General features: G+C 39.0%; 22 protein-coding genes. 10 read left to right on the top strand and 12 right to left on the bottom strand.

Annotated elements, in window-relative coordinates:
- The first annotated feature begins 115 nt into the window (after positions 1–115).
- Together CA265_07680 and CA265_07685 are read left to right on the top strand one after the other, a co-directional pair.
- Positions 116–1,069, top strand: coding sequence for a DNA polymerase III subunit epsilon (locus CA265_07680; protein ARS39537.1), 954 nt, complete (start codon positions 116–118; stop codon positions 1,067–1,069).
- A gap of 87 nt (positions 1,070–1,156) precedes the next feature.
- Positions 1,157–3,016, top strand: coding sequence for a peptidase (locus CA265_07685; GenBank protein ARS39538.1), 1,860 nt, complete (start codon positions 1,157–1,159; stop codon positions 3,014–3,016).
- On the opposite strand, the gene CA265_07690 is transcribed toward CA265_07685, so the two are convergent.
- Entirely contained in the window at positions 3,013–3,858 is an 846-nt protein-coding gene (locus CA265_07690; GenBank protein ARS39539.1) for a hypothetical protein, read from the bottom strand. The two genes, CA265_07685 and CA265_07690, sit on opposite strands and share 4 nt — an antisense overlap.
- On the bottom strand, positions 3,859–4,794 hold the full coding sequence (locus CA265_07695; GenBank protein ARS42920.1) for a tRNA epoxyqueuosine(34) reductase QueG: 936 nt from the start codon (positions 4,792–4,794) through the stop codon (positions 3,859–3,861).
- A gap of 136 nt (positions 4,795–4,930) precedes the next feature.
- Here CA265_07695 and CA265_07700 point away from each other — a divergent pair, with 136 nt between their 5' ends.
- Positions 4,931–5,137, top strand: coding sequence for a hypothetical protein (locus tag CA265_07700; protein ID ARS39540.1), 207 nt, complete (start codon positions 4,931–4,933; stop codon positions 5,135–5,137).
- Between the two features lie 63 nt (positions 5,138–5,200).
- Here the strand turns inward: CA265_07700 and CA265_07705 are convergent, their stop codons facing one another.
- The 4 genes from CA265_07705 to CA265_07720 form a co-directional block, all read right to left on the bottom strand.
- On the bottom strand, positions 5,201–6,709 hold the full coding sequence (locus CA265_07705) for a carbon-nitrogen hydrolase (GenBank protein ID ARS42921.1): 1,509 nt from the start codon (positions 6,707–6,709) through the stop codon (positions 5,201–5,203).
- Positions 6,710–6,920: 211 nt separating this feature from the next.
- Positions 6,921–7,943, bottom strand: coding sequence for a Holliday junction branch migration DNA helicase RuvB (locus CA265_07710; protein ID ARS39541.1), 1,023 nt, complete (start codon positions 7,941–7,943; stop codon positions 6,921–6,923).
- Between the two features lie 31 nt (positions 7,944–7,974).
- Entirely contained in the window at positions 7,975–8,868 is an 894-nt protein-coding gene (locus tag CA265_07715; GenBank protein ARS39542.1) for a 3-hydroxybutyryl-CoA dehydrogenase, read from the bottom strand.
- A 96-nt stretch (positions 8,869–8,964) separates the two neighbouring features.
- Positions 8,965–9,615, bottom strand: coding sequence for a pyridoxamine 5'-phosphate oxidase (locus tag CA265_07720; GenBank protein ID ARS39543.1), 651 nt, complete (start codon positions 9,613–9,615; stop codon positions 8,965–8,967).
- Between the two features lie 46 nt (positions 9,616–9,661).
- Here CA265_07720 and CA265_07725 point away from each other — a divergent pair, with 46 nt between their 5' ends.
- The 3 genes from CA265_07725 to CA265_07735 all read left to right on the top strand — a co-directional run bounded on the left by CA265_07725 (position 9,662) and on the right by CA265_07735 (position 11,223).
- A complete protein-coding gene (locus tag CA265_07725) occupies positions 9,662–10,225 on the top strand; it encodes a hypothetical protein (protein ID ARS42922.1) in 564 nt (187 codons plus the stop codon).
- Positions 10,226–10,326: 101 nt separating this feature from the next.
- Positions 10,327–11,013, top strand: coding sequence for a hypothetical protein (locus CA265_07730; GenBank protein ID ARS39544.1), 687 nt, complete (start codon positions 10,327–10,329; stop codon positions 11,011–11,013).
- Positions 11,014–11,022: 9 nt separating this feature from the next.
- Entirely contained in the window at positions 11,023–11,223 is a 201-nt protein-coding gene (locus CA265_07735) for a transcriptional regulator (GenBank protein ID ARS39545.1), read from the top strand.
- A gap of 150 nt (positions 11,224–11,373) precedes the next feature.
- On the opposite strand, the gene CA265_07740 is transcribed toward CA265_07735, so the two are convergent.
- On the bottom strand, positions 11,374–11,898 hold the full coding sequence (locus tag CA265_07740; protein ARS39546.1) for a 5-(carboxyamino)imidazole ribonucleotide mutase: 525 nt from the start codon (positions 11,896–11,898) through the stop codon (positions 11,374–11,376).
- 97 nt (positions 11,899–11,995) lie between these two features.
- A complete protein-coding gene (locus CA265_07745) occupies positions 11,996–13,135 on the bottom strand; it encodes a 5-(carboxyamino)imidazole ribonucleotide synthase (GenBank protein ARS39547.1) in 1,140 nt (379 codons plus the stop codon).
- Between the two features lie 54 nt (positions 13,136–13,189).
- Between CA265_07745 and CA265_07750 the strand changes: the two genes are divergently transcribed.
- The 3 genes from CA265_07750 (at position 13,190) to CA265_07760 (ending at position 15,161) form a co-directional block, all read left to right on the top strand.
- The gene (locus CA265_07750) at positions 13,190–14,380 is read left to right on the top strand and encodes an aminoacetone oxidase family FAD-binding enzyme (GenBank protein ID ARS39548.1); all 1,191 of its coding nucleotides are present in this window, start codon (positions 13,190–13,192) and stop codon (positions 14,378–14,380) included.
- A gap of 228 nt (positions 14,381–14,608) precedes the next feature.
- Entirely contained in the window at positions 14,609–14,851 is a 243-nt protein-coding gene (locus CA265_07755) for a hypothetical protein (protein ARS39549.1), read from the top strand.
- Entirely contained in the window at positions 14,835–15,161 is a 327-nt protein-coding gene (locus CA265_07760) for a hypothetical protein (protein ID ARS39550.1), read from the top strand. Before CA265_07755 ends, CA265_07760 begins: the two co-directional genes overlap by 17 nt.
- Here CA265_07760 and CA265_07765 read toward each other — a convergent pair.
- Positions 15,152–15,868, bottom strand: a complete 717-nt coding sequence (locus CA265_07765; GenBank protein ID ARS39551.1) for a hypothetical protein — start codon at positions 15,866–15,868, stop codon at positions 15,152–15,154. The genes CA265_07760 and CA265_07765 overlap by 10 nt on opposite strands.
- Before the next feature lie 193 nt (positions 15,869–16,061).
- Between CA265_07765 and CA265_07770 the strand changes: the two genes are divergently transcribed.
- Positions 16,062–18,278, top strand: a complete 2,217-nt coding sequence (locus CA265_07770; protein ARS39552.1) for a radical SAM protein — start codon at positions 16,062–16,064, stop codon at positions 18,276–18,278.
- Positions 18,279–18,429: 151 nt separating this feature from the next.
- Here CA265_07770 and CA265_07775 read toward each other — a convergent pair whose 3' ends face one another.
- The 3 genes from CA265_07775 to CA265_07785 all read right to left on the bottom strand — a co-directional run bounded on the left by CA265_07775 (position 18,430) and on the right by CA265_07785 (position 22,271).
- Positions 18,430–18,693 carry a hypothetical protein gene (locus CA265_07775; protein ARS39553.1) on the bottom strand — a complete coding sequence of 88 codons (264 nt, stop codon included), beginning with the start codon at positions 18,691–18,693 and terminating at the stop codon, positions 18,430–18,432.
- A 67-nt stretch (positions 18,694–18,760) separates the two neighbouring features.
- Entirely contained in the window at positions 18,761–21,988 is a 3,228-nt protein-coding gene (locus tag CA265_07780) for an amidohydrolase (protein ID ARS39554.1), read from the bottom strand.
- 79 nt (positions 21,989–22,067) lie between these two features.
- The gene (locus tag CA265_07785; protein ID ARS39555.1) at positions 22,068–22,271 is read right to left on the bottom strand and encodes a hypothetical protein; all 204 of its coding nucleotides are present in this window, start codon (positions 22,269–22,271) and stop codon (positions 22,068–22,070) included.
- Between the last annotated feature and the right edge of the window lie 106 nt (positions 22,272–22,377).

A 22,377-nucleotide genomic window follows, 5' to 3' on the forward strand; every position in this document is an offset into this window, starting at 1 on the left:
TTTATAAATTAATAAAGCTGTTTTACAGAACTAATGAAACCTTTTTAGCACTTTTGAAAAAAAGAATTTGACATTCCGATTCAAATCTAATGTCGCCAATCTCACATCATAAGAAATGAAATTAAATTTAAAGCGCCCTTTAGCATTTTTTGATTTAGAAGCTACTGGAGTTAATGTTGGAGCTGACAGAATCGTTGAAATAGCGATTTTAAAAGCCATGCCAGATGGTTCTGAACTTGTTAAAACCTGGCGTGTAAATCCAGAAATGCCGATCCCGTTGCAAACTTCGTTAATACATGGTATTTATGATGAAGACATTGCAAATGAGCCTACATTTAAAACTTTGGCTGCAGAAATTGCCGAGTTTATAGGAGAAAGTGATCTGGCGGGATACAATTCGAATAAATTTGATATTCCAATGCTTTTAGAAGAATTTTTAAGGGCAGAAGTTGATTTCGACATGAGCAACCGCAAATTTGTGGATGTACAGAATATATTCCACCAAATGGAGCAACGTACATTAAAAGCGGCTTATAAATTCTATTGTCAGGAAGATTTAATTAATGCACACGCTGCAGAAGCGGATGTAATTGCGACCTATAAAGTTTTACTTGGACAGTTAGAAATGTACAAGGAAACCGAGTTCGAAAGCAAACAGGGTGTAAAAAGTATTCCGGTTGTAAATGATGTAGATGCGCTGCATATCTTTACCAATATTAATAAACCTGTAGATTTTGCCGGCCGTTTGGTTTACAATGATAACGATGAGGTATGTTTTAACTTTGGAAAACACAAGGGCAAAACCACCGCTCAGGTATTCTCTGTTGAGCCTAGTTATTATGCCTGGATGAAACAAGGTGATTTCCCTTTGTACACCAAGAAGAAATTAGATGAGGAGTGGGCAAAATTTAATGCCAAGAAAAATGAGAACAGGGCTCCCAGACCTCAAAATAATACACCGGCAAACAAACCTCAATATCAGCAAAAGCCTCAACCTAAGCCAGAAAAACCTGCACAGCCGATTAATACGGATATGTTGGAGCAATTGAAAATGAAGTTCGGTAAGTAAGGTTGGTTAATCGGTTAACTGTTAGGATTGGTTGGTTAAAGATAACATTACGCTAAACGCAAAGCGCTTTGCCCTAAAACTCAAAAAATGAAATCTATAAAAATATTTTGCCTTTTATGGTGTGTGGCATTTTATGCCAGCGCACAGATATCCTTGCCTATTGAACCTGTATTTCAGAAAGCCTATCAAAAGGAGACCAGAAATACGAACGGAAAGCCTGGTAAAAACTATTGGCAAAATACTTCAAAATACGATTTGAACGTAGATTTTAATCCTGTCAGCAGGTTTTTAAAAGGTAAGGTTCAGGTAACTTATACCAATAACAGTCCTGATACACTGAAGGAAATCTGGTTTAAGCTTTATCCAAATCTGTACAAAAAGGGAACGCCAAGAAAATCAAAACTGGCAGAATCTGATCTTGGTGACGGGGTTGCGATAGAAAAACTGGCAGCGAACGGAAAATCAATTACTGATTTTAAAATAGATGGAACCAACATGACCGTTAATGTCCCGTCTGTGCTGCCTGGCAAAACCATTAGCTTTAGTATTGATTATAGCTACACTTTAAATAAAGGCTCGCATATGCGTACAGGTCAGGTAGATGAGGGCTCACATTTTGTGGCTTACTTTTTTCCGCGCATTGCGGTTTATGATGATGTAGATGGCTGGAACAAATTCTCATATACCGGAGCTGAAGAGTTTTATAACGACTTCGACCAGTTTAATGCTTCGATTACGGTGCCGGGAGGGTATGGTGTTTGGGCAACCGGCGATTTGAAAAATCCTTCAGAGGTTTTCCAGAAAGATATTGTTTCGAGAATATTATCTGCAGAAAAAAACGATGCTGTAATTGATGTAATTACGGATAAAGACTTAGCCGGTAAAAAAGTAACACAACCTAATGCTTATAACACTTTTAAGTTCGAAGCTAAAAACGTGACCGATTTTGTATTTGCTTTGAGTGATCATTATTTATGGAAATCGAGCAGTTTAGTGGTTGATCCTAAAACGAAAAGAAGAACACGTGTTGATGCTGTTTTTAACCCGAAGCACAAAGATTATTACGAAGTGATCGATTTTGCCCGTAAAACGGTAGAATCAATGAGTTATACTTTCCCGAAATGGCCTTTCCCTTATAACCATGAAACCATATTTGATGGTTTAGATCAGATGGAATATCCAATGATGGTAAATGATAATCCGGTTGACAATCGCACAGATGCTATTACCTTAACTGACCATGAAATTTTTCATACCATGTTTCCGTTTTATATGGGCATCAACGAAACCAAGTATGGCTGGATGGATGAAGGCTGGGCCACCATAGGCGAGTGGTTGATTTCTCCGATGATTGATTCTACGATTGTTGATGAATACGGCGTTCAGCCTACTGCTTCCTCTTCAGGTGGGAAAGACGATACCCCCATTATGACCTTAACGCCTGATTTAAAAGGATCAGGATCATTTACCAACTCTTATCCTAAACCTGGTTTAGCTTATTTGTATGTAAAAGATTACCTGGGCGATGAATTGTTTACCAAAGCTTTACACACCTACATCCAAAACTGGAATGGCAAACACCCAATGCCCTACGATTTTTTTAATAGCATGAATGAAGGTAGTGGTAAAAATTTAAACTGGTTTTGGAAGGCCTGGTTTTTTGATGATGGTGTTACCGATATGGCTATAAGGGCAGTGGATAAAACTTCAGGCGGATACAGCGTTGTTGTGGAGAATAAAAGTGCTAAAGCCATGCCAGTTGATTTAACCTTAACTTATGAAGATGGTTCTGTTGAAAAGAATCACAGTACAATCGGCATTTGGGAAAAAGGCGACAAACAGGTTAAAATCAATATCACAACTACTAAAAAGTTAACTAAAGTAGTGATGGGAAATCCACATACACCAGATAAGGTTAAAAGTGATAATAGCTTTTCAGTGAATTAATAAGAGCTAAAAACAGGATAATAAGGTTGGTCGATCTTACCTTCATCACTAAAAATACGACATAACTCAGCATCTCTTAAAACCTTTTTAAGAGATGTTTTTTTATGATTGATATAAATCTTGTTTTGGGTTAATCTAACGCCATGGCTGTAATCAGCCCAGGTATTGGTGTGTTTGTTGTATACCGGCTGAATGGCCTTTCCATCTAATTTATGCCAACCATAAATGACTACCCTTGGTGTTGATTCCCCGTAAATCTTATTTGAAATAATAATATCTTTTTTATTACCTGCAGTAAGTTCTCCTGACTGATGATTAGCCATGACCGGCTTAAGCTGACTGAGTATAGAATCGGTGTGCGCAATAAAAACTGGTAAGCTTGTCATTGCTTTTGTAGGCGGTATAGGTTGGGGAGCCAGTTTTATTTTTGCTTCTTTATAAATCTGATCAACCAAAAGTTTGGTAGGTAATGAGCATTTGATTAGCCGGGCAACTTTCTGCGCTAAAATAGGCGTCATCGGAACATAAAAAAAATCGCTGCTGCTACCAATTGCAAAATAATCAGGCAATACGTAATAACGAACCTGATATGTTTTTTGATCACTTATTAAATCCATTTCGATTTTTACAAGTTTTCGTAAAAAATCAGGTACATTACCTTTTTTAATCTCCTTGAATATTATTTTTTCACGATTCATCAGGCTTAAGCTGCTATCACTGATGCTCAATGCAAATTCTTTTCCGCCTAAAGCATTTGGTTTTCTCTTATGGAGTTGAAGCTCTTGTGCATTCGCAAAAATGAAAGTAAAAGCCAATAAAAGAAATGCAGATAATCCTTTCATTTATTCAGGTTTAAGAAAATTGATATTTCTTTTTAGTCCGGTAAATTTGGTGCGCTTAACTGCCGATCCCTTAAAAACCCTTTTAAAAACATCATCTGTAATTTCGGTCAGGTCTTTTGCATTCAAATCCAGTAATCCTTCCGCGGGTTTAAAAGCTTCTTCATGGTGTGCTTTAGAGAAACGGTTCCAAGGGCAAACATCCTGACAGATATCGCAGCCAAACATCCAGTTGCTCATTTTATCTTTAAACTCATTTGGGATCTCATTTTTGAGCTCAATGGTGAGGTAGGATATACATTTCGTTCCATCTACCACCTGTGGCGCAATAATGGCATCAGTGGGGCAGGCATCCAAACAGCGGGTGCAACTTCCACAGTAGTCGGCCTGATAAGGATGATCGTAATCCAGTTCCAGATCAACAATCAGTTCGGCAAGGAAGAAAAAAGAACCATCGGTTTTGCTGATTAGATTAGAATTTTTACCGATCCATCCAATGCCTGATTTTTTGGCCCAGGCACGGTCTAAAACAGGAGCAGAGTCTACAAACGCCCTTCCGGAGACTTCTCCAATATTTTCTTCTATAAAATGAGTGAGTTCTTTTAGTTTATCTTTTATTACAGTATGGTAATCCTGTCCGTAAGCATATTTAGAAATTTTCGGCGCATTAGGATCTGACTGTTTTTCTTCGGTATAATAGTTTAGCGACAAGGAAATTACCGATTTGGCACCATCAACCAGTAATCTGGGATCGAGGCGTTTATCGAAATAATTTTCCATGTATTTCATTTCTCCATGCCGGTTCTGGTTCAGCCAGTTTTCCAATCTGGGTGCTTCTTCTTCCAGAAATTCAGCTTTGGAAATGCCACAGGCCATAAAGCCCAGGCGCAGGGCTTCATCTTTGATCAGCTGGCTATATTTTGCATAATTGTTGTACACCGATTTGCAAAGATAAGGCTTAAGATTTAAAACATTTTCATTAATCACTTGTTCTCCATACAGAAACTAAATTAATTGATTATGGTTCATCCAGCTTGGAGTAATAACCAGCGGGAGAGCTTTTAGAGTATTAGCCATGGAAAATATAGATCCACAACATACGGAATCAGGAGCAGCTCCGAAACCGATTGAAAAAGATTACGAAAGTCACAAAGAAGATCCGGGACCAGCAAAACCAGCCGTTACTGAAAAAGACGAAAACGGAGGTGGACAAGCCTTAAAATGGGTGTTACCACTGGCTGTAATTATTGGTCTGATTATATGGTTTGTGATGAGAAAATAATTAGCTTTAGATTAAAAATGAAAATGCCGGTACATTAATTTGACCGGCATTTTTTATGGGTATTTATTTTAACAATTTAACCTGATAAAGATCTTTCCGTCTGTCTTTTAACACCTTTACCGTTCCATAATGGTGCAGTTCGTCTAACAAATGCAAGTCAACATCGACCACCAACACCATTTCGGTATTTGGTGTGGCTTCAGCTTTGATGGCATTGGTTGGAAATGCGAAATCGGATGGCGTAAAAACTGCTGATTGGGCAAACTGGATGTCCATATTATTTACCTTAGGTAAATTGCCCACACAACCTGCAATGGCTACATAACATTCGTTTTCTATCGCCCGTGCCTGCGCGCAATGGCGAACGCGTGTATAACCATTTTGGGTATCGGTTAGGAATGGCACAAATAAAATCTGCATCCCCTGATCGGCATAAATGCGGCTCAATTCAGGGAACTCTACATCATAACAGATCAAAATGCCGACTTTACCACAATCGGTATCAAAAACCTGCACCTTATCGCCACCAATCATGCCATAATATTTTTGCTCGTTTGGTGTGATGTGGATTTTTCTATACTCATCTATTTTACCCGTGCGGTGACAAAGGTATGTGGCATTGTAAAGTTTACCATCCTCAATGAGCGGCATACTGCCCGTAATGATGTTGGTATTGTAGCTCAACGAATATTCATGCATTTTTTGTACAATCTCTTCCGTTTTTTCAGCAAGCTTGCGCATGGCTTCAATTTCTGGTAAGTGATTGTATGGTTGCAGCAGGGGGGTATTGAATAGCTCAGGGAACATCACAAAATCTGATTTGTAACCACTCAAAGCATCCACAAAAAATTCTACCTGCTCGTAAAACGCATCCATATTGGGGAATAAACGCATTTCCCATTGTACTAAACCTAAACGGATGGTCATTGCCGAACGGGCTGATGCATCAATACCCTGGTAATAAATGTTATTCCACTCGATTAAGGTGGCATATTCTTTCGATTCTTTATCGCCTGGTAAGTAATTCTTTAATACTTTTCTGACGTGAAAATCATTCGAAATCTGAAAAGTTAGCGTAGGATCGTAAATTTCTTTAGCTTTTACCTTGTCTATATATTGCCTCGGACTCAACTGCTCTGCGTATTGGTGATAACCAGGAATTCTACCACCGGCAATAATGCTTTTGAGGTTAAGGCTTTCGCAAAGTTCCTTTCTAGCCTCGTATAACCTTCTTCCTAAACGTAGTCCACGATAATCGGGGTGAACGAAAATTTCGATACCGTACAGGGTATCGCCATTAGGGTCGTGTGTAGTAAAAGAATAATCACCAGTAATTAATTTATAGGTGTGCCGATCGCCGTATTCATCGTATTCTACAATAATGGCGAGTGAGCAGGCTACCACTTTATCATCAACGGCGATACAAAGCTGTCCTTCGGGGAAAATATTTAAAAGTTTTGCAATACTTGATTTCGGCCAGATGGAACCACCCATACTGTCGTAGGCCTGTAGCATTGATTCTTTAAGATCGGCGTAATCTTCGAGCGTTAGTTTACGTAATTCAATATTCATACTGTTTGATTTGTACATTAATGAACACAGAAAGGACTTAAATGTTCAGATGGATTTTATTTTTTCGGCAGATCGTCATTGCGAACTGAAGAAGGAGGGCAGTGGGTTGTGTGAAGCAATCTATAAAAACAAGTCATTAGATTGCTTCGGCTCGCTTAATCCCTGCCTCGCAATGACGAAAAAACGTAGGGTTACACGAAACAATCTTACATTAAAACAACTTCCCCGTTTGCCCGGGATAATTCTTTTTTAAATGTTTGTAAGCGGCTTCGGTCACCTCGCGGCCGCGTGAAGTACGCATAATATAGCCTTCCTGGATTAAAAACGGTTCATAAACTTCTTCAATGGTGCCTTCATCTTCTCCAACGGCTGTGGCAATGGTTTTTAAACCGACGGGACCGCCTTTGAATTTATCGATAATGGTCACCAGAATCCTGTTATCCATTTCATCTAAACCATGCTCATCTACATTAAGTGCATTTAAGGCATAGCGGGCTATTTCCGTATCGATATTTCCGTTTCCTTTAATCTGTGCAAAATCTCTCGTTCTGCGTAAAAGTGCATTGGCAATACGGGGTGTGCCGCGACTACGGCGGGCAATTTCGTAAGCACCTTCATCACTGATTGGTGTTTTTAGGATGTCGGACGAGCGTAGCACAATTGTAGTAAGCAATTTGGCATCATAATAAGCCAAACGGGCGTTAATTCCGAAACGGGCCCTTAAAGGCGCAGTCAACAATCCCGAACGGGTTGTGGCTCCAACCAGTGTAAAAGGATTAAGCGATATCTGTACTGAACGGGCATTCGGGCCGGTCTCGAGCATAATATCGATTTTAAAATCCTCCATGGCAGAATACAAGTACTCTTCCACAAGAGGAGATAAACGGTGGATCTCATCAATAAAAAGGATATCACCTTCATCCAGACCAGTTAACAAACCAGCTAAATCGCCGGGTTTATCTAATACCGGACCAGAAGTTACTTTGATGCCAGTCGCCATTTCATTGGCAATGATATGAGAAAGGGTGGTTTTGCCTAATCCCGGAGGGCCGTGCAAAAGAACATGGTCTAAAGCCTCACCTCGGAGTTTTGCTGCCTGAACAAAAATTTTCAGGTTTTCCATCACTTTTTCCTGTCCCGTAAAATCTTCAAAAGCCTGTGGCCTTAAAACCCTTTCAATATCGCGATCGGTAGGGCTCAGGTTGCTTGCTTCAGGATCCAGATTCTCATTCATACAGCAAATATAAAATTAAATGCTAAAAAAATTAGGATTTTTTAAATTTATCAGCAACCATAAGATCTTTTGATCCCGCAGTGTATTTATAAAAACCTTCGCTGGTTTTAACACCTTTTTTACCTGCTGCAACCATATTTACCAATAACGGACAAGGTGCGTATTTAGGATTACCAAAACCATCGTTTAATACTTTTAAGATGGCCAAACAAACATCCAGACCAATAAAATCGGCTAATTGTAAGGGACCCATCGGGTGTGCCATTCCGAGTTTCATCACCGTATCGATTTCGTAAACACCTGCAACGCCTTCATATAAAGTATAAATGGCTTCGTTAATCATCGGCATTAAAATGCGGTTAGCCACAAAACCAGGATAATCATTTACCTCAACCGGAACTTTTTCCAAATTTTGAGATAACGTCATAATGGTACTGGTTGTTTCATCACTGGTGGCATAACCCCTGATTACTTCTACCAGTTTCATTACCGGAACGGGGTTCATGAAATGCATCCCGATTACCTTATCGCCCCTGTTGGTTACCGCTGCAATCTGGGTAATGGAAATAGAGGAGGTGTTGGAAGCGAGAATAGCATGTGCCGGAGCATAGTCATCTAAATCCCTGAAAATCTTCAGTTTTAAGTCTACATTTTCGGTAGCAGCCTCTACAATTAAATCAGCCTGCTGTACGCCATCCTTTGTTGAAGTATAGGTAGTAATGTTATTAAGCGTGGTCGCTTTCTGATCTGCTGTTAATGTTCCTTTGGCGACCTGTCTGTCTAGATTTTTGGTAATGGTTTGTATGGCCTTATCCAATGCATCCTGATTGATGTCGATCAGGTTGACTTGATAATTAAATTGCGCAAAGGTGTGGGCGATGCCATTTCCCATTGTGCCAGATCCTATAACTGCGATTTGTTTCATTTTTTAAGGGATTCTAAAAGGCGAATTTACAAGTAAACGATTAGTTAAAATAGAGATTTTGCCGGATAGCCAATCTCTATTTTTTTATAGACAACCTTATGGTGCCAACCTGGTTTTGGTCCAGATTCCTTTAACCTTTTCGAAATTTATTCTGTCGTGCAACCTGTTGCTTCTTCCTTGCCAAAACTCAATTCTGGTTGGTTTTACGATATAACCACCCCAGTGTGCAGGTTTAGCTACACCTTTATCGGCACTTTTAGCTTTTAATTCTTCAACTTTCTCTTCCAGATAAGCCCTGTTAGGAATAATCTGGCTTTGAGGAGAAGCTACCGCGCCAATCTGACTATCAACAGGTCTCGTATTGAAATATTCCTCTGAAGTTTCTTTGTCCAGTTTTTCTACCGTTCCTTCAATTCTAACCTGTCTTTCCAGTTCTGGCCAGAAAAATACCAACGCCGCATATGGATTTCGTTTCAGCTCTTTTCCTTTTGCACTCAGGTAATTGGTAAAGAACCTAAATCCATCTGTATCAACACCTTTAAGTAAAACGATACGGGCATCTGGCCTGCCAGCTTTATCGGCCGTCGCTAAGGTCATTACATTGGGTTCGTATAACTGGGCATCAACTGCGTGCTGAAACCACTTTTTAAACTGGATAACTGGGTCTTGATCAACGTCAGATTCGTCTAGCGAAGCGCTTTTGTAATCTTGGCGCAGGTTTTGTAGAAATTCATTTGTAACTTGCATTTAACAAAAATAGGCATCTTTTACGGTGTAACAAATGATTATCATCATGCTGAACAATATAAAACCAAAAACAGGCCGCTTGCTCATCTCAGAACCTTTTATGGCCGATCCGAATTTTAAAAGATCTGTGGTACTGTTAACCGAACATGGCGATGATGGCACTGTGGGGTATATCCTTAACCAGGTAGGAAATCTGATGCTGAACGATGTGATCCAAGATTTGTGGGATGCGAAAAATTACATTTACTTTGGCGGACCTGTGGCTGCAGATACCTTACATTTTATCCATAGGAGTTATGATAAATTACAGAGTGGCGAACCCATCGGGAATGGATTGTATTGGGGCGGGAATTTCGAAACCCTTAAAATCCTCCTAAATACCAACGCCATAAGCGCTGATGAAGTGAAATTTTTTATGGGCTATTCTGGTTGGGATAATGGACAGCTTGATCGCGAATTAGAGCAGAATGCCTGGATGGTGAGCGATATTTTTAATCCTGATCTCATTTTTAGTAACGATGATGAAAAGCTTTGGCGGGATGTAGTGGTAAACTTAGGCCCGAAATATGCACATATCAGTAATTTCCCTGCAGACCCGAGTTTGAACTAGTCAGTTTTCAGTTTGCAATTTTCAGTTAATAGTTAAGTAAATATGTGGTTTATTTAAAATAAAACGATAAATATTTATTGTTTTATTTTAAATAATATTTTATGTTTGTTTCGTATTTAAATTTATTAACTATGAAACTCTCAGAAAGTAAGGTAATTAAAGCGCTGAATGGTTTTGCCAGTTTTGCCTTGGTTTTATATATCATCATTTTAATCGTTTCTGTATTCAATTCTGGAGTGCCAAGTGCTACTAAAGGAATAAAATGGTACACTGTATTCAATGTAAAGGCAGAAAAAAAGGTTGAAAAGGGGACAGTCTCTGTTGACGACAGTTTAAATAATTGGTTTAATAGAGGATTCCTTGTAAGCGAAACAAAAATGTCATCAATATCTTTGCGTTTTAAATCTTATTCCGACTTATTTTCATTTTCGGCCATTATTTTTCAATTAGTTTATCTCTGCTATTTCTTGTGTATAGGCTTTTTAATCCTGCTAATTAAACGGTTTTTTAAATCACTTACCAAAGACGAGGTTTTTACCAGAAAAAATGTTTCAATTATAATATACAGCGGCGTGGTATTGATGTTATTACCCTTTTTACGATGGATGACACAAGAACTTTTAATTAATTGTATCAACAGATTAAAACTTAATGATTCGGGTTACGATATTAGTAATGGTGTAGGTTTTTTTGGGACCGAAACACTTATCGGACTGGTGTTATTGGCATTTGGCCTTGCTTTCAAAGTTGGCGTTGATATCAAACAAGAAAACGAATCATTCGTATAAACCTAAATTATGCCAATAATTATAAATTTAGATGTGATGCTGGCCAAACGAAAAATGTCGTTAACTGAGCTCTCAGAAAAGGTAGGTTTAACGATTGTAAACCTCTCCATATTAAAAACGGGTAAGGCAAAAGGTGTGAGGTTTGATACGCTGGAAGCGATTTGTAAAGTTTTAGATTGCAAACCAGGCGATATTATTGATATGGAATAAAAAGCAAGGGATGTAAGTTATATTAAGCCGTCATCTCGACTGAAGTGCAACGAAACGGAGAGATCTATCTGGAATATCTCTCTAGTTAGATTTCTCGACTCCGTTGCACTCCGCTCGAAATGACGAACTCTTGAGTTTAGTTATTGCCGTTTAGGACTCCAGACTATCTGCGCTTTCTTCAACTTTTTTTCTTAACTCATCTTTATAAGCCTGCATTTTAAGGGTTAAAGATTCATCAGCAGTAGCTAAAATCTGCGTAGCCAATAAACCAGCATTTTTAGCAGCGTTTAAAGCTACTGTAGCCACCGGAATGCCATTTGGCATTTGTAAGATAGATAAAATACTGTCCCAGCCATCAATAGAATTTGATGATTTAACCGGAACACCGATTACCGGTAATGTAGTAATAGAAGCGACCATGCCTGGCAAGTGAGCAGCACCACCGGCACCGGCTATAATTACCTTTAGGCCACGGCCTTGTGCTTCTTTAGCATAGTTAAACATACGTTCTGGCGTTCTGTGGGCAGAAACAACCGTAATCTCATAGTTTATTCCAAATTCTTTTAATACATCAGCAGCATCTTGCATAACAGGTAAATCTGATTTGCTTCCCATTATAATTCCTACCAATGCCCCTAAATCCCCTGAAGGAGACTTTGAATTTCCAGCGTTCATATATATCGTTTAATCTTTATTTATATTTTGTAGTGCTCTTTTAAGCATTTTGCATTTCCACCCTGCTTTTAGTTCCCCCTTCAGGAGGCTAGGGGGCTTATGCAATTACTTTTAATGTTTTTTGTACAAACCGTGCTTTTTCAATGGCTTTGTCCCTGTCAATATCTACTATGGTGACGTGTCCCATCTTGCGGAAAGGTTTAGTGTATTTTTTGCCGTATAAATGAACATAAACACCATCAATGCCTAATGTTTTCTCCAGATTTTCATATTTAGCTACCCCCTCAAAACCTTTTTCACCAAGAAGATTGATCATAATGGCATTGGTAATGCTGCTGGTGTCGCCTAGCGGTAAGTTATAAATAGATCGTAAATGTTGTTCGAACTGAGAAACATAATTGCCTTCTATGGTTTGATGACCGCTGTTGTGCGGGCGGGGAGCAACCTCGTTAACCAATAATTCGCCATCTTTACATACAAACATTTCTACCGCTAAAATTCCGGTAATGTTCATCGCCGAAGCAATATTTTTGGCAATGTTCTCGGCTTTTTGCTGTAAGCTTTCGGCAAAAGTAGATGGCGAAATCAGAAACTCCACCAAATTGGCTTCCGGATTGAATTCCATTTCTACCATTGGGAAAGTTTTTACATCACCATTGGCATTACGGGCAACAATTACCGCTACTTCTTTTTCGAAATCGACCAGTTTTTCAATAATACAAGGTGCATCAAAAGCTTTGTCCAGATCGGCAGCACTGTTGATTTTCATTACCCCCTTGCCATCGTAACCATCTTTCCGCAGTTTCAAAATATATGGAAAAGGGAAATTACTGTTTTCCATATCTTCCCTCGTATTTACAATCTGGAAAGGAGAGGTTGGGATATCGTTTTCTTTGAAAAACTGTTTCTGGACCCCTTTATCCTGGATTAAACGGATTACTCTCGATTGCGGGAACACTTTTTTACCTTCTTTTTCTAGTTGTTCAAGCGCATCGATATTTACTTTTTCAATTTCAATCGTAATGATGTCGGCTTTCTTTCCGAAGTTGTAAACGGTATCAAAATCGGTAATCGAGCCATTTTCGAAGTAATTGGAAATGTGTTTGCAGGGAGCATCAGGATCTGGGTCTAAAACTAATGTAGTTACATTGTAATTGATTGCTTGTTGAATGAGCATTCTGCCCAATTGTCCGCCACCTAAAATACCTAATTTTAATTCGCTAATCTGTTTTGCCATGCGCTTGAAAATAATGCTACTTTTGTGCAAAAGTAACCATAATAAATTTTATTGATGAATGCTGATGCAATAATTATTGGTGCAGGTGCTTGCGGATTGATGTGTGCGGTGCAGGCAGGCTATCTGGGTAAGAAAGTAATTGTGCTCGAAAAAAATGAAAAACCTGGTGCCAAAATTTTAATTTCAGGTGGAGGCCGCTGCAATTATACCAACCAATTTGCATCAGCTGAGCATTTTATATCGGCAAATCCACATTTTATCAAATCTGCCTTTACGCAGTGGACGGTTGATGATACCATTAGCTTTTTTGAAACTTATGGCATAACAGGTAAAGAAAAAACTTTAGGCCAATTATTTCCTGATGATAAAAATGCGAAAGATGTTGTTGAGGTTTTTACCTCCATTTGCGAAGATTTCGGACAGGAAATCAGGTGTAATGCCGATGTAAAGGGTATCGAAATATTGCCTGAAGGGTTTAAAGTAAGTTATGAGAAAAACGGAAAAACAATTGTTCTAACTGCAGAAAAACTGGTGATTACCACTGGTGGTTTACCCATTCCAAAAATGGGTGCAACCGACTTTGCCTTACGCTTTGCCAGAAAACACCACTTAAAAATCATTGAAACGGCTCCCGCTTTAGTTCCATTAACCATTACCGGAAAAGATGAAGAGTGGTTCGCACAGCTTTCGGGTAATTCTGTTTTTTGCGAAGTAAGCAATGATGAAATTTCGTTCGAAGAAAATATCCTCTTTACACATTGGGGATTAAGCGGCCCGGCTATTCTGCAGATTTCTTCTTTTTGGAGGAGGGGCGAGACGATTAATCTAAATCTGCTGCCACACCAGAATGTGCTTACCTTATTGGATGAGGAAAGAAAAAATAATGGTAAAACACTACTGTCGACATTGCTGAACAGGATTTATACCAAAAAGTTTACCGATGCATTAGGTAAGTTTTTGCCTTTAAGCAAGCCTGTGGCTGCATTAACAAAGGCTGAGATCGATTTAATTGAACAGACGGTCCACCATTTTAAAGTTAAACCTGCTGGCGATAAAGGTTATGATAAAGCGGAGGTAATGCGTGGTGGGATTGATACCAATGAGATATCTTCTAAAACTTTGGAGTGCAAAAAGATTCCAAACCTGTTTTTTGGTGGCGAATGTTTAGATGTTACTGGTTGGCTGGGCGGGTATAATTTTCAGTGGGCCTGGGCCAGTGGTTTTGTAATCGCACAAAATATTTAGTTTGTAAATATTAATTAAAGGTGGTCAATAATATTTTGAAAATGAGCGGCTGTAATACTTCGGATATTGCAGCCCTGCTATCCCTTCAAGTCCTCACTCATGCTTCGCTCCGGGCTTTTCGTTCTATCAGGTTTATTTAACCCGAAACAGTGGTTCTTCGGCGAAAGGCTAAGGGTATAAAACCTGTCCCTTAAAACTTATCATTAAATTTAGTAAATTTGATATGTTATGGAATCATTAAAAGATATTATATCAACTAACGCAGAGGTGTTAGGGGGGCTACCTGTTTTTGCAGGCACAAGAGTTCCCGTTGAAACCTTATTTTTCCATGTAGAGAAAGGAATCACTATCGATGAATTTTTAGAGGATTTTCCAAGTGTATCTAAGAAACAGGTAATTCGTGTGTTAGAAGTTGCGAACAAATTAATAACCTCAGGTCATATAGATAAAATGTATGAAATTGCTTCTTGATGAAAATCTTCCTAAAAGATTAAAAGAACATTTTATCGAACATGAAATTTATACTGTTAGAGACAAGGGATGGAATGGAGTTAAGAATGGTGAGTTGCTGAAGTTAATGATTGCTGATGACTTTCAGGTATTGATCACATTTGATAAAAATCTGCAATATCAACAGAATTTTGCAAAGTATACCTTACCTATCATTGTGTTAAATGCATTAGACAATACATATCTAACCCTAAAGGAATTGGTACCCCAAACCTTATTATTGTTAAAATCCAATCTAAAAGCAGGCGCTAACATAGTTACTTACAAATAAACATTCGGCATTACTTCCCATGCCCATGGTTTTTTAAAGGTTTTGAAAGTTCTGAGCTGCGAAAAATACAAAACTTCACTGGTTCTCCGGTTCGAAATATCCCGTCGGTGCAGATTACCTACGGTGGTAAATAACTCACGTGTTTTAAAATCGTAAACCCTTTCGGTCATGTCGCCACTGTTCTGGTTAAAGTACAGATTGATTGCGCTGGTTAAAAACCAGTCTTTATTTTCGAATTTAAAGGTATAACCCAATTCCCAGCGCCATTCAGAACCTCCCTGGAAACGCAAATAGAGTTGCTGGTCTTTAATGGCAATCTGCTGTAGCGGATCGCCCAGCTTTCCGCCTTCTTCTGAACGTAAAATGAAATCGTTGTTTTGTGTAGATAAGTTAAAAGCCCCGGTTGACTTATCTTTAAAAAAGATAGCCAGTATCCTCGGTTTTTGGGTCTCTTTTATAATGTCGGTATGGTTATCTCCATAAACACGTGTTTCATCTATTGTTTTATTACACTCAAAAACTACCGCTAAATCGTCTGAGGCATCGTTGTTTAAATCGCCATAAACCTGATCGATAACCGTCCAGTTGGCAGGAGTAAACTGTTCAACAGAAGCGCCTTGTGCTTTAATTTTAGGAAATACAAATGTTTTTTGCGCAAAGCTGATTTGCGCACAGAGCATCAGGATGTAAAAACAAAAAACTTTCATTCAGGTAGAAAACGTGTTGATGTAGGGTTAAAACGTTTGGATTGGTGTTTTAGTTTAAGATAGTTGCATATCTAGGTAAATTCGTCATGCTGAATTTATTTCAGCATCTTTTCTGCAGAATAGACCCTGAAATGAATTCAGGGTGACGACTCTATTAAAAATTCCCTTACTTTTGCAGAAAAAACAATTCCTTTTGAAAACCGAAATCTTTGCCATTACGCCGCCTTTTACCCAACTGAATACTCCATATCCAGCAACGGCGTATATAAAAGGTTTTCTGAATACTAAAAATATCAGTGCCACACAGGCAGATTTAGGTATTGAGGTCATTTTAGCGCTATTCTCAAAAAAAGGACTTCAAGATCTGTTTTGTCACACGGAGCCTAGTCGAAGTGCTGGCAATCAAAAAACAAAAAGCGACAATGCTAAACGCATTTTCGCTTTACAGGATGAATATTTAAAAACAATTGATGCGGTAATTGCCTTTTTACAAGGCAAGAATCCAACTTTGGCTTTGCAGATATGTAGCGACGATTTTCTTCCGCAAGCTTCGCGTTTTTCGCAATTAGAAGAGTTAGACTGGGCTTTTGGTGCGATGGGTACACAGGATAAAGCGAAACACCTGGCTACCCTTTATCTCGAAGATATATCTGATTACATTGTAGAATGTATTGATGAAAACTTTGGTTTCAGCCGTTATGCAGAGCGTTTGGGCAGAAGTGCAAATTCTTTTGATGAATTGTATGATGCTTTACTCAAAGAACCTACCTATATCGATCAGATCCTGATTTCGGTTTTAAAAGATAAAATTGAAACCGTTCAGCCTAAATTGTTTTTGATTTCTGTTCCGTTTCCAGGTAATTTATACAGTGCTTTCCGCTGTGCGCAATGGGTAAAGGCCAATTATCCGGAAATTAAAATTTCTATGGGTGGTGGTTTCCCCAACACCGAGTTAAGGTCTTTATCTGATGCAAGGGTTTTTGAATTTTTCGATTACATCACTTTAGATGACGGCGAATTGCCGATTGAACTTTTATACCATAATATTACACGTCCCGTTCCTGCTGAAGCCCATTTTTATAAAAGAACTTTTTTACTCGAAAATGGTCAGGTCGTTTACCGTAACGACGCTTTTAGAAATGATTACAAGCAGGCCGATGTGGGTACGCCTGATTACACAGGCTTATTATTGGATAAATACATTTCGGTAATTGAAATTGTAAATCCGATGCACCGCATGTGGAGCGATGGACGATGGAATAAACTCACCATGGCACATGGCTGCTACTGGGGGAAATGTACCTTCTGCGATATTTCATTAGATTATATTAAGGTTTACGAACCGGTTGCGGCTAAATTGATTGTAGACCGGATTGAAGACCTGTATGAAAAGACCGGGCAAAATGGTTTTCACTTCGTTGATGAAGCGGCACCACCTGCGTTAATGCGTGAGGTTGCTCTGGAAATCATCAGAAGAAAATTAGCGGTTACCTGGTGGACCAACATCCGTTTTGAAAAGAGCTTTACGCAAGATTTGTGTCTGTTATTAAAAGCATCAGGTTGTATTGCGGTTTCAGGTGGATTGGAAGTGGCCTCAGATCGTTTGTTGAAACTGATTGATAAGGGCGTAACGGTAGAACAGGTGGCTAAGGTTACCCGTAATTTTACCGAAGCAGGGATTATGGTGCATGCTTATCTGATGTATGGCTACCCCACCCAAACCGTACAGGAAACAATTGATAGTTTAGAGATGGTACGTCAGTTGTTTGAAGTTGGGATATTACAATCAGGCTTTTGGCATCAATTCGCCATGACTGCACATAGTCCGGTAGGCATGTATCCGGAAAAATTTGGTGTCGTAAAAGATACCGAAGTGATCGGAACTTTTGCCAATAACGACATCAACTATACCGATAATACAGGTATTGATCATAATAAATTCAGCTTTGGATTGAAAAAGTCACTCTTCAATTTTATGCATGGTATCTGTTTTGATTACGAACTGCAGGATTGGTTTGATTTTAAAATTCCTCGGACGAAAATTCCTGCCGATTTTATTGAAAAGGCTTTAAATGATGCCGATCAGTTCCATACCAAACCTACCGCAAAAGTTGTTTGGATAGGCGGAAAACCTTCTGCCGATTATTTTACCAAGTCGAAAAAAGGCAATAGCTGGGAAATGGCAGCACTCACTTTTCACGATAAAAAGGAATCGTTTACGGTTCAAACCAATAAAAAAGAAGGGGAGTGGTTAAGCGCTATTTTAAATAAAATTTCCATCTCGAATGAAAAGGTATTTACTTTTCAGGAGGTTAAAGCGGATTTTGAGAATGAAATGGAAAACTTTGAATTATTCTGGTATTCAAAAGCCATCAATACGCTCAGGGAATACGGCTTGTTGGTTTTATAAATTCTTACCATAAAATCGTCATTTCGAGCGAAGTGCAACGAAGTCGAGAACCACGTAATGCTCAGCGAAGCTAAATCTATCTAGATAGATCTCTCCATTCCGCTACACTGCAGTCGAGATGACGAATACTAATTAATAACTGGCATCAATACTACATCTTCATTTTAAAATGTGTCAGGAAATAAATGATGCAGATTAATACAATTGAATTTAAGATCAACAGCAACCAGGAAATAACTGATTTCCTATCTTTCATCACCGCTATAAAAGAAGTGATGTATGCCATAGCAATCAGCGCCAAAAACAAGTTTACGGTCTGGATGCCCAGAATGTAATATCCGCTGTACGAAAAAACCAGTGTGCTAAGGACCAGGAATACAACTGAGGCGGTAGTGTAAAGCTTATTCGGTTTCATATGGAGTGAATTTACTATAAAAGACATGAATTTGTATTTACATGTCTTTTATAGTGTAAAATATAGTTTAATCACAATGTGGAACAGTAAAAGTCCAGGTTTCTGAATCAGTAGCAGGAACAATATAACCGTTTCCTCTGGTATTTTCGAACCATAATTTACCCCTCAGCTTTTCTCTGGTTCCAACTTCATTTAAGGTTGCGCTATCATAAAGCCGCCCGTTGATCATCACATATTTGATTTTTTCCGAATTGCGGATATCATCTAAAGGATTGGCATCCATAATTACCATATCAGCCAGTTTACCCACTTCGAGCGAGCCAATTTCTTTGTTCATACCCAAATAGCTTGCGCCATTTAAGGTTGCTGCCCTAATGGCTTGCAGGGGCGTAAAACCGCCCTGAACAAACATCCATAATTCCCAGTGTGCACCTAAACCCTGAATCTGCCCGTGTGCACCAAGATTAACTTTCGTACCGCCATCAGCAATCTGTTTAGTGGCTTTGGCAATGTCGATATGGTTATAATCGCTGTACTCAGAAGTTGTTCTGCGTCTGGCTCTTGCATCAATAATAGAGCGTGGCGTATAGGTCATGAGTTTTTCGTTTTCCCAAACATTGGTTCTATCATACCAGTAATTTTCGCCCCACTGACCACCATAGGCCACAATTAGAGTAGGAGTATAACCAACTTCAGTATTGTTCCAGAGTGTGGTCACATCTTTATAAACCGGTAAAACAGGAATGCTGTGCTCAATTCCGGTATGCCCATCGGCAACCATATTCATGTTGGTGAAAAAGGTTGAGCCACCTTCAGGTACAACTTCCATATTTAACTGACGGGCTGCTTCTAAAATCTGCTGACGCTGCTCTCTGCGTGGTTGATTATACGATTTTACTGAAAAAGCTCCAACTGCTTTTAATCTGCGCAAATTGGCCAGCGCATCGTCCAGGCTATTAATTACAACTTTAAAATCGCCATCTGCACCATATAAAATACCACCGGTTGAATACACACGCGGACCAACCATTCTGCCGGCCTTAAGCATTTCGCTCTGGCTAAAAACCATTTCGGTATTGCTCGATGGATCGTGCGAAGTGGTTACGCCAAAAGCCAAATTAGCCATGTAACTCCAGTCACTCTGTGGTGTTATGCCATCCGGACTGGTACGTAAGTGAGCGTGAACATCAATAATACCCGGCATAATGGTTTTGCCATTTACATCAATTACTTTGGCATTGGCCGGAATGGTTACCGCATCTGCTTTTCCTATTGCCGTAATTTTATTTCCATCGGTAATAATGGTTCCATTTTCAATTACTTCATCGCCTTTCATCGAAATAATCCTAGCGCCTTTGAGTGCCACTATTCCGGTAGGGAGGTCAGACTTTAATACCAGATTGATGTCGATCGAAGATGCCTGAGTTTTAGGTGTGGTTCCATCAAAGTTGAAGGCATTATTTACATCAACTGTAAAGTATTTCGGTCCGAGGGTCCAATGCAGGCTTTTACTATCGGCGCTCCATTGAATATACGTTCCACCATCGGTAGTCACTTTTGTAACCGGAATGGCTTTATTGCCCGCTGATGCATCTTGTGCCGCACCAATATTGATCATCGGTGTGATGTACACGTTAAACAATTCGTTAAATGCCACCCATTTATTATCCGGACTAATAACGAACTGATTGGCATATTGAGAAGTAAAGTGTGTTCTTTCGTTTGCCCCGTTTAAATCGATACTTTTTAATGCTTTTTTACCATCAGCAAAACTCTGGAAATAAATGCGAGTATCGGTATTGTTAAACTGCGGACGGATTCCGTTATCCAAAATCAAAGTTTTAGCACCACCACTGGCTGGCATCATAAAAATACCTGTTCCTCGACCATAGTTATAACCTAAAACATCGTTGCCACTTCCTTTTCTAAAAACGATTTTATCACCTTTGGTTGAATATTGAGGAGAATAATAAAAACCTTTTTCATCAGTTAGCATAATGGTTTTTCCCGATTTTACATCCGTACGTTTTATTGCCCCCCGCAATTCATCGCTCCAGGTGGTATAAACAACGTATTTTCCGTCAGGACTAAAAGCAGGTTCAAATTCGAAATCCAATCCATTGGTTAGCCTTTCAGGTGTTCCAGCTGGTAATTCTTGCTTGTATAAGTATCCTGCGGCATTAAAAACAATTATTTTTCCGTCTGGTGAAGTGGTTAATTGTCTTAACATTTTGGCCGAAAACTCATTGCTGAAAACCTGTTGCTCAAAATGTAAGGCTTTTTGTACGGTTTGAATGGTGTTCGCTTGAAAAGGAATTGTGCTGTTGATTAAGGTTCCGATTTCTGTTTTTCTGATTTTTCCTTTTGCATAGAAAACAATGCTTTTGCTATCTGGAGTCCAGGCAAAATTTGGATAAACACCGAAAATTGCCCAGGTTTCCTGCTGATCATGAGATAAATCTTCATTTACCGGCCATTCTTCACCAGTTTTCAGGTTTTGTACATATAAAGTAGATTTCAACCTCACACGCTTTACAAAAGCGATTAAATTTCCATCAGGAGAAACCTGCGGACGGCAAGCGCCACCTTGCTCATTAATCAAAGTATTTAATTTTCCCGTTGTTAAGTCAAGCTGGCGGATGGCATAAATGGTTCCGTTGGGATCTTTGCTGTATTCAAAATTAGGACCAGGACTCACATCTTCACTAAAGTAAACATACTTGCCATCTGGCGAAACGTTGGGCTCGCCCGCGTCTTGCTGATCGTTTTTGCGTTTGGTTAACTGCACACCATCGCCACCGTTTATGTTGTACATCCACATTTCGCCGGCGCCTAAAGAACGACCTGCAGTAAAGTGTTTTCTTGCAATTACATATTCGCTATTTGGCATCCAGGTCGCATTATTCAATAACCTGAAATTTTCTTTGGTAACCTGTTTTTTGCCAGAACCATCACGGTTCATAATCCATATGTTATCGCCACCGCTTTTATCACTGGTATACGAAATGTATTTTCCGTTGGGACTAAAACGAGGCTGAACATCCCAGGCAGTACCGCCACTAATGAGTTTTGCAACCCCACCAGTAATTGGCATAACGTAAATATCGCCCAGTAAATCAAAAGCAATTTCCTGCCCGTCAGCACTAACATCAAGATTCATCCAGGTGCCTTCGTCGGTATTTAAGGTGAAGTTTTTTGTTGTGCCCTGGTATTTTTCAATGTCCCATTTTTTTTCCTGGGCATTTGAACTGAAGAATAATAAGGAAAGAGCGGATAGAAAATAGAGGTGTTTCATTATTTTGGGATGGTTATAATATTATTTGGGGATGGTTATAATATATGGGATAATTATTTAAACAATCGTGTATTTTTCTTTAGCGTAATTTTTTATCTGTTAGCCGGGTTTTATATTCGGCTATTAAAATAGGCTTGTATTTTGTATTCATAAGGTTCTGGAAGATTAAGGAATTCGAATTGTGCCCATTCGGAGCTTTTAATGCAGCATTTACAGTTTTTAAAGCAGCCGTTCGGGCATTTTTAATCAAACTAATCATATCTGCAAACTGCGTTTCTAACATGTACCTGTCTTATTGAGCAAAGTTAATAATCTTTTATAGATGATTTTTTCAATTTCTGGTAATAATAAATGGCGATTTTGGATTAAATGTATAGTTTTGATACCGC

It is taken from the genome of Sphingobacteriaceae bacterium GW460-11-11-14-LB5 (assembly GCA_002151545.1).
In the GTDB taxonomy this organism is placed as follows: domain Bacteria; phylum Bacteroidota; class Bacteroidia; order Sphingobacteriales; family Sphingobacteriaceae; genus Pedobacter.

Coding starts and splice junctions, on each gene's coding strand:
- CA265_07680 (ARS39537.1), top strand. CDS start 116: ATGAAATTAAATTTAAAGCGCCCTTTAGCATTTTTTGATTTAGAAGCT.
- CA265_07685 (ARS39538.1), top strand. CDS start 1,157: ATGAAATCTATAAAAATATTTTGCCTTTTATGGTGTGTGGCATTTTAT.
- CA265_07690 (ARS39539.1), bottom strand. CDS start 3,858: ATGAAAGGATTATCTGCATTTCTTTTATTGGCTTTTACTTTCATTTTT.
- CA265_07700 (ARS39540.1), top strand. CDS start 4,931: ATGGAAAATATAGATCCACAACATACGGAATCAGGAGCAGCTCCGAAA.
- CA265_07705 (ARS42921.1), bottom strand. CDS start 6,709: ATGAATATTGAATTACGTAAACTAACGCTCGAAGATTACGCCGATCTT.
- CA265_07710 (ARS39541.1), bottom strand. CDS start 7,943: ATGAATGAGAATCTGGATCCTGAAGCAAGCAACCTGAGCCCTACCGAT.
- CA265_07715 (ARS39542.1), bottom strand. CDS start 8,868: ATGAAACAAATCGCAGTTATAGGATCTGGCACAATGGGAAATGGCATC.
- CA265_07720 (ARS39543.1), bottom strand. CDS start 9,615: ATGCAAGTTACAAATGAATTTCTACAAAACCTGCGCCAAGATTACAAA.
- CA265_07725 (ARS42922.1), top strand. CDS start 9,662: ATGCTGAACAATATAAAACCAAAAACAGGCCGCTTGCTCATCTCAGAA.
- CA265_07730 (ARS39544.1), top strand. CDS start 10,327: ATGTTTGTTTCGTATTTAAATTTATTAACTATGAAACTCTCAGAAAGT.
- CA265_07735 (ARS39545.1), top strand. CDS start 11,023: ATGCCAATAATTATAAATTTAGATGTGATGCTGGCCAAACGAAAAATG.
- CA265_07740 (ARS39546.1), bottom strand. CDS start 11,898: ATGAACGCTGGAAATTCAAAGTCTCCTTCAGGGGATTTAGGGGCATTG.
- CA265_07745 (ARS39547.1), bottom strand. CDS start 13,135: ATGGCAAAACAGATTAGCGAATTAAAATTAGGTATTTTAGGTGGCGGA.
- CA265_07750 (ARS39548.1), top strand. CDS start 13,190: ATGAATGCTGATGCAATAATTATTGGTGCAGGTGCTTGCGGATTGATG.
- CA265_07755 (ARS39549.1), top strand. CDS start 14,609: ATGGAATCATTAAAAGATATTATATCAACTAACGCAGAGGTGTTAGGG.
- CA265_07760 (ARS39550.1), top strand. CDS start 14,835: ATGAAATTGCTTCTTGATGAAAATCTTCCTAAAAGATTAAAAGAACAT.
- CA265_07765 (ARS39551.1), bottom strand. CDS start 15,868: ATGAAAGTTTTTTGTTTTTACATCCTGATGCTCTGTGCGCAAATCAGC.
- CA265_07775 (ARS39553.1), bottom strand. CDS start 18,693: ATGAAACCGAATAAGCTTTACACTACCGCCTCAGTTGTATTCCTGGTC.
- CA265_07780 (ARS39554.1), bottom strand. CDS start 21,988: ATGAAACACCTCTATTTTCTATCCGCTCTTTCCTTATTATTCTTCAGT.
- CA265_07785 (ARS39555.1), bottom strand. CDS start 22,271: ATGTTAGAAACGCAGTTTGCAGATATGATTAGTTTGATTAAAAATGCC.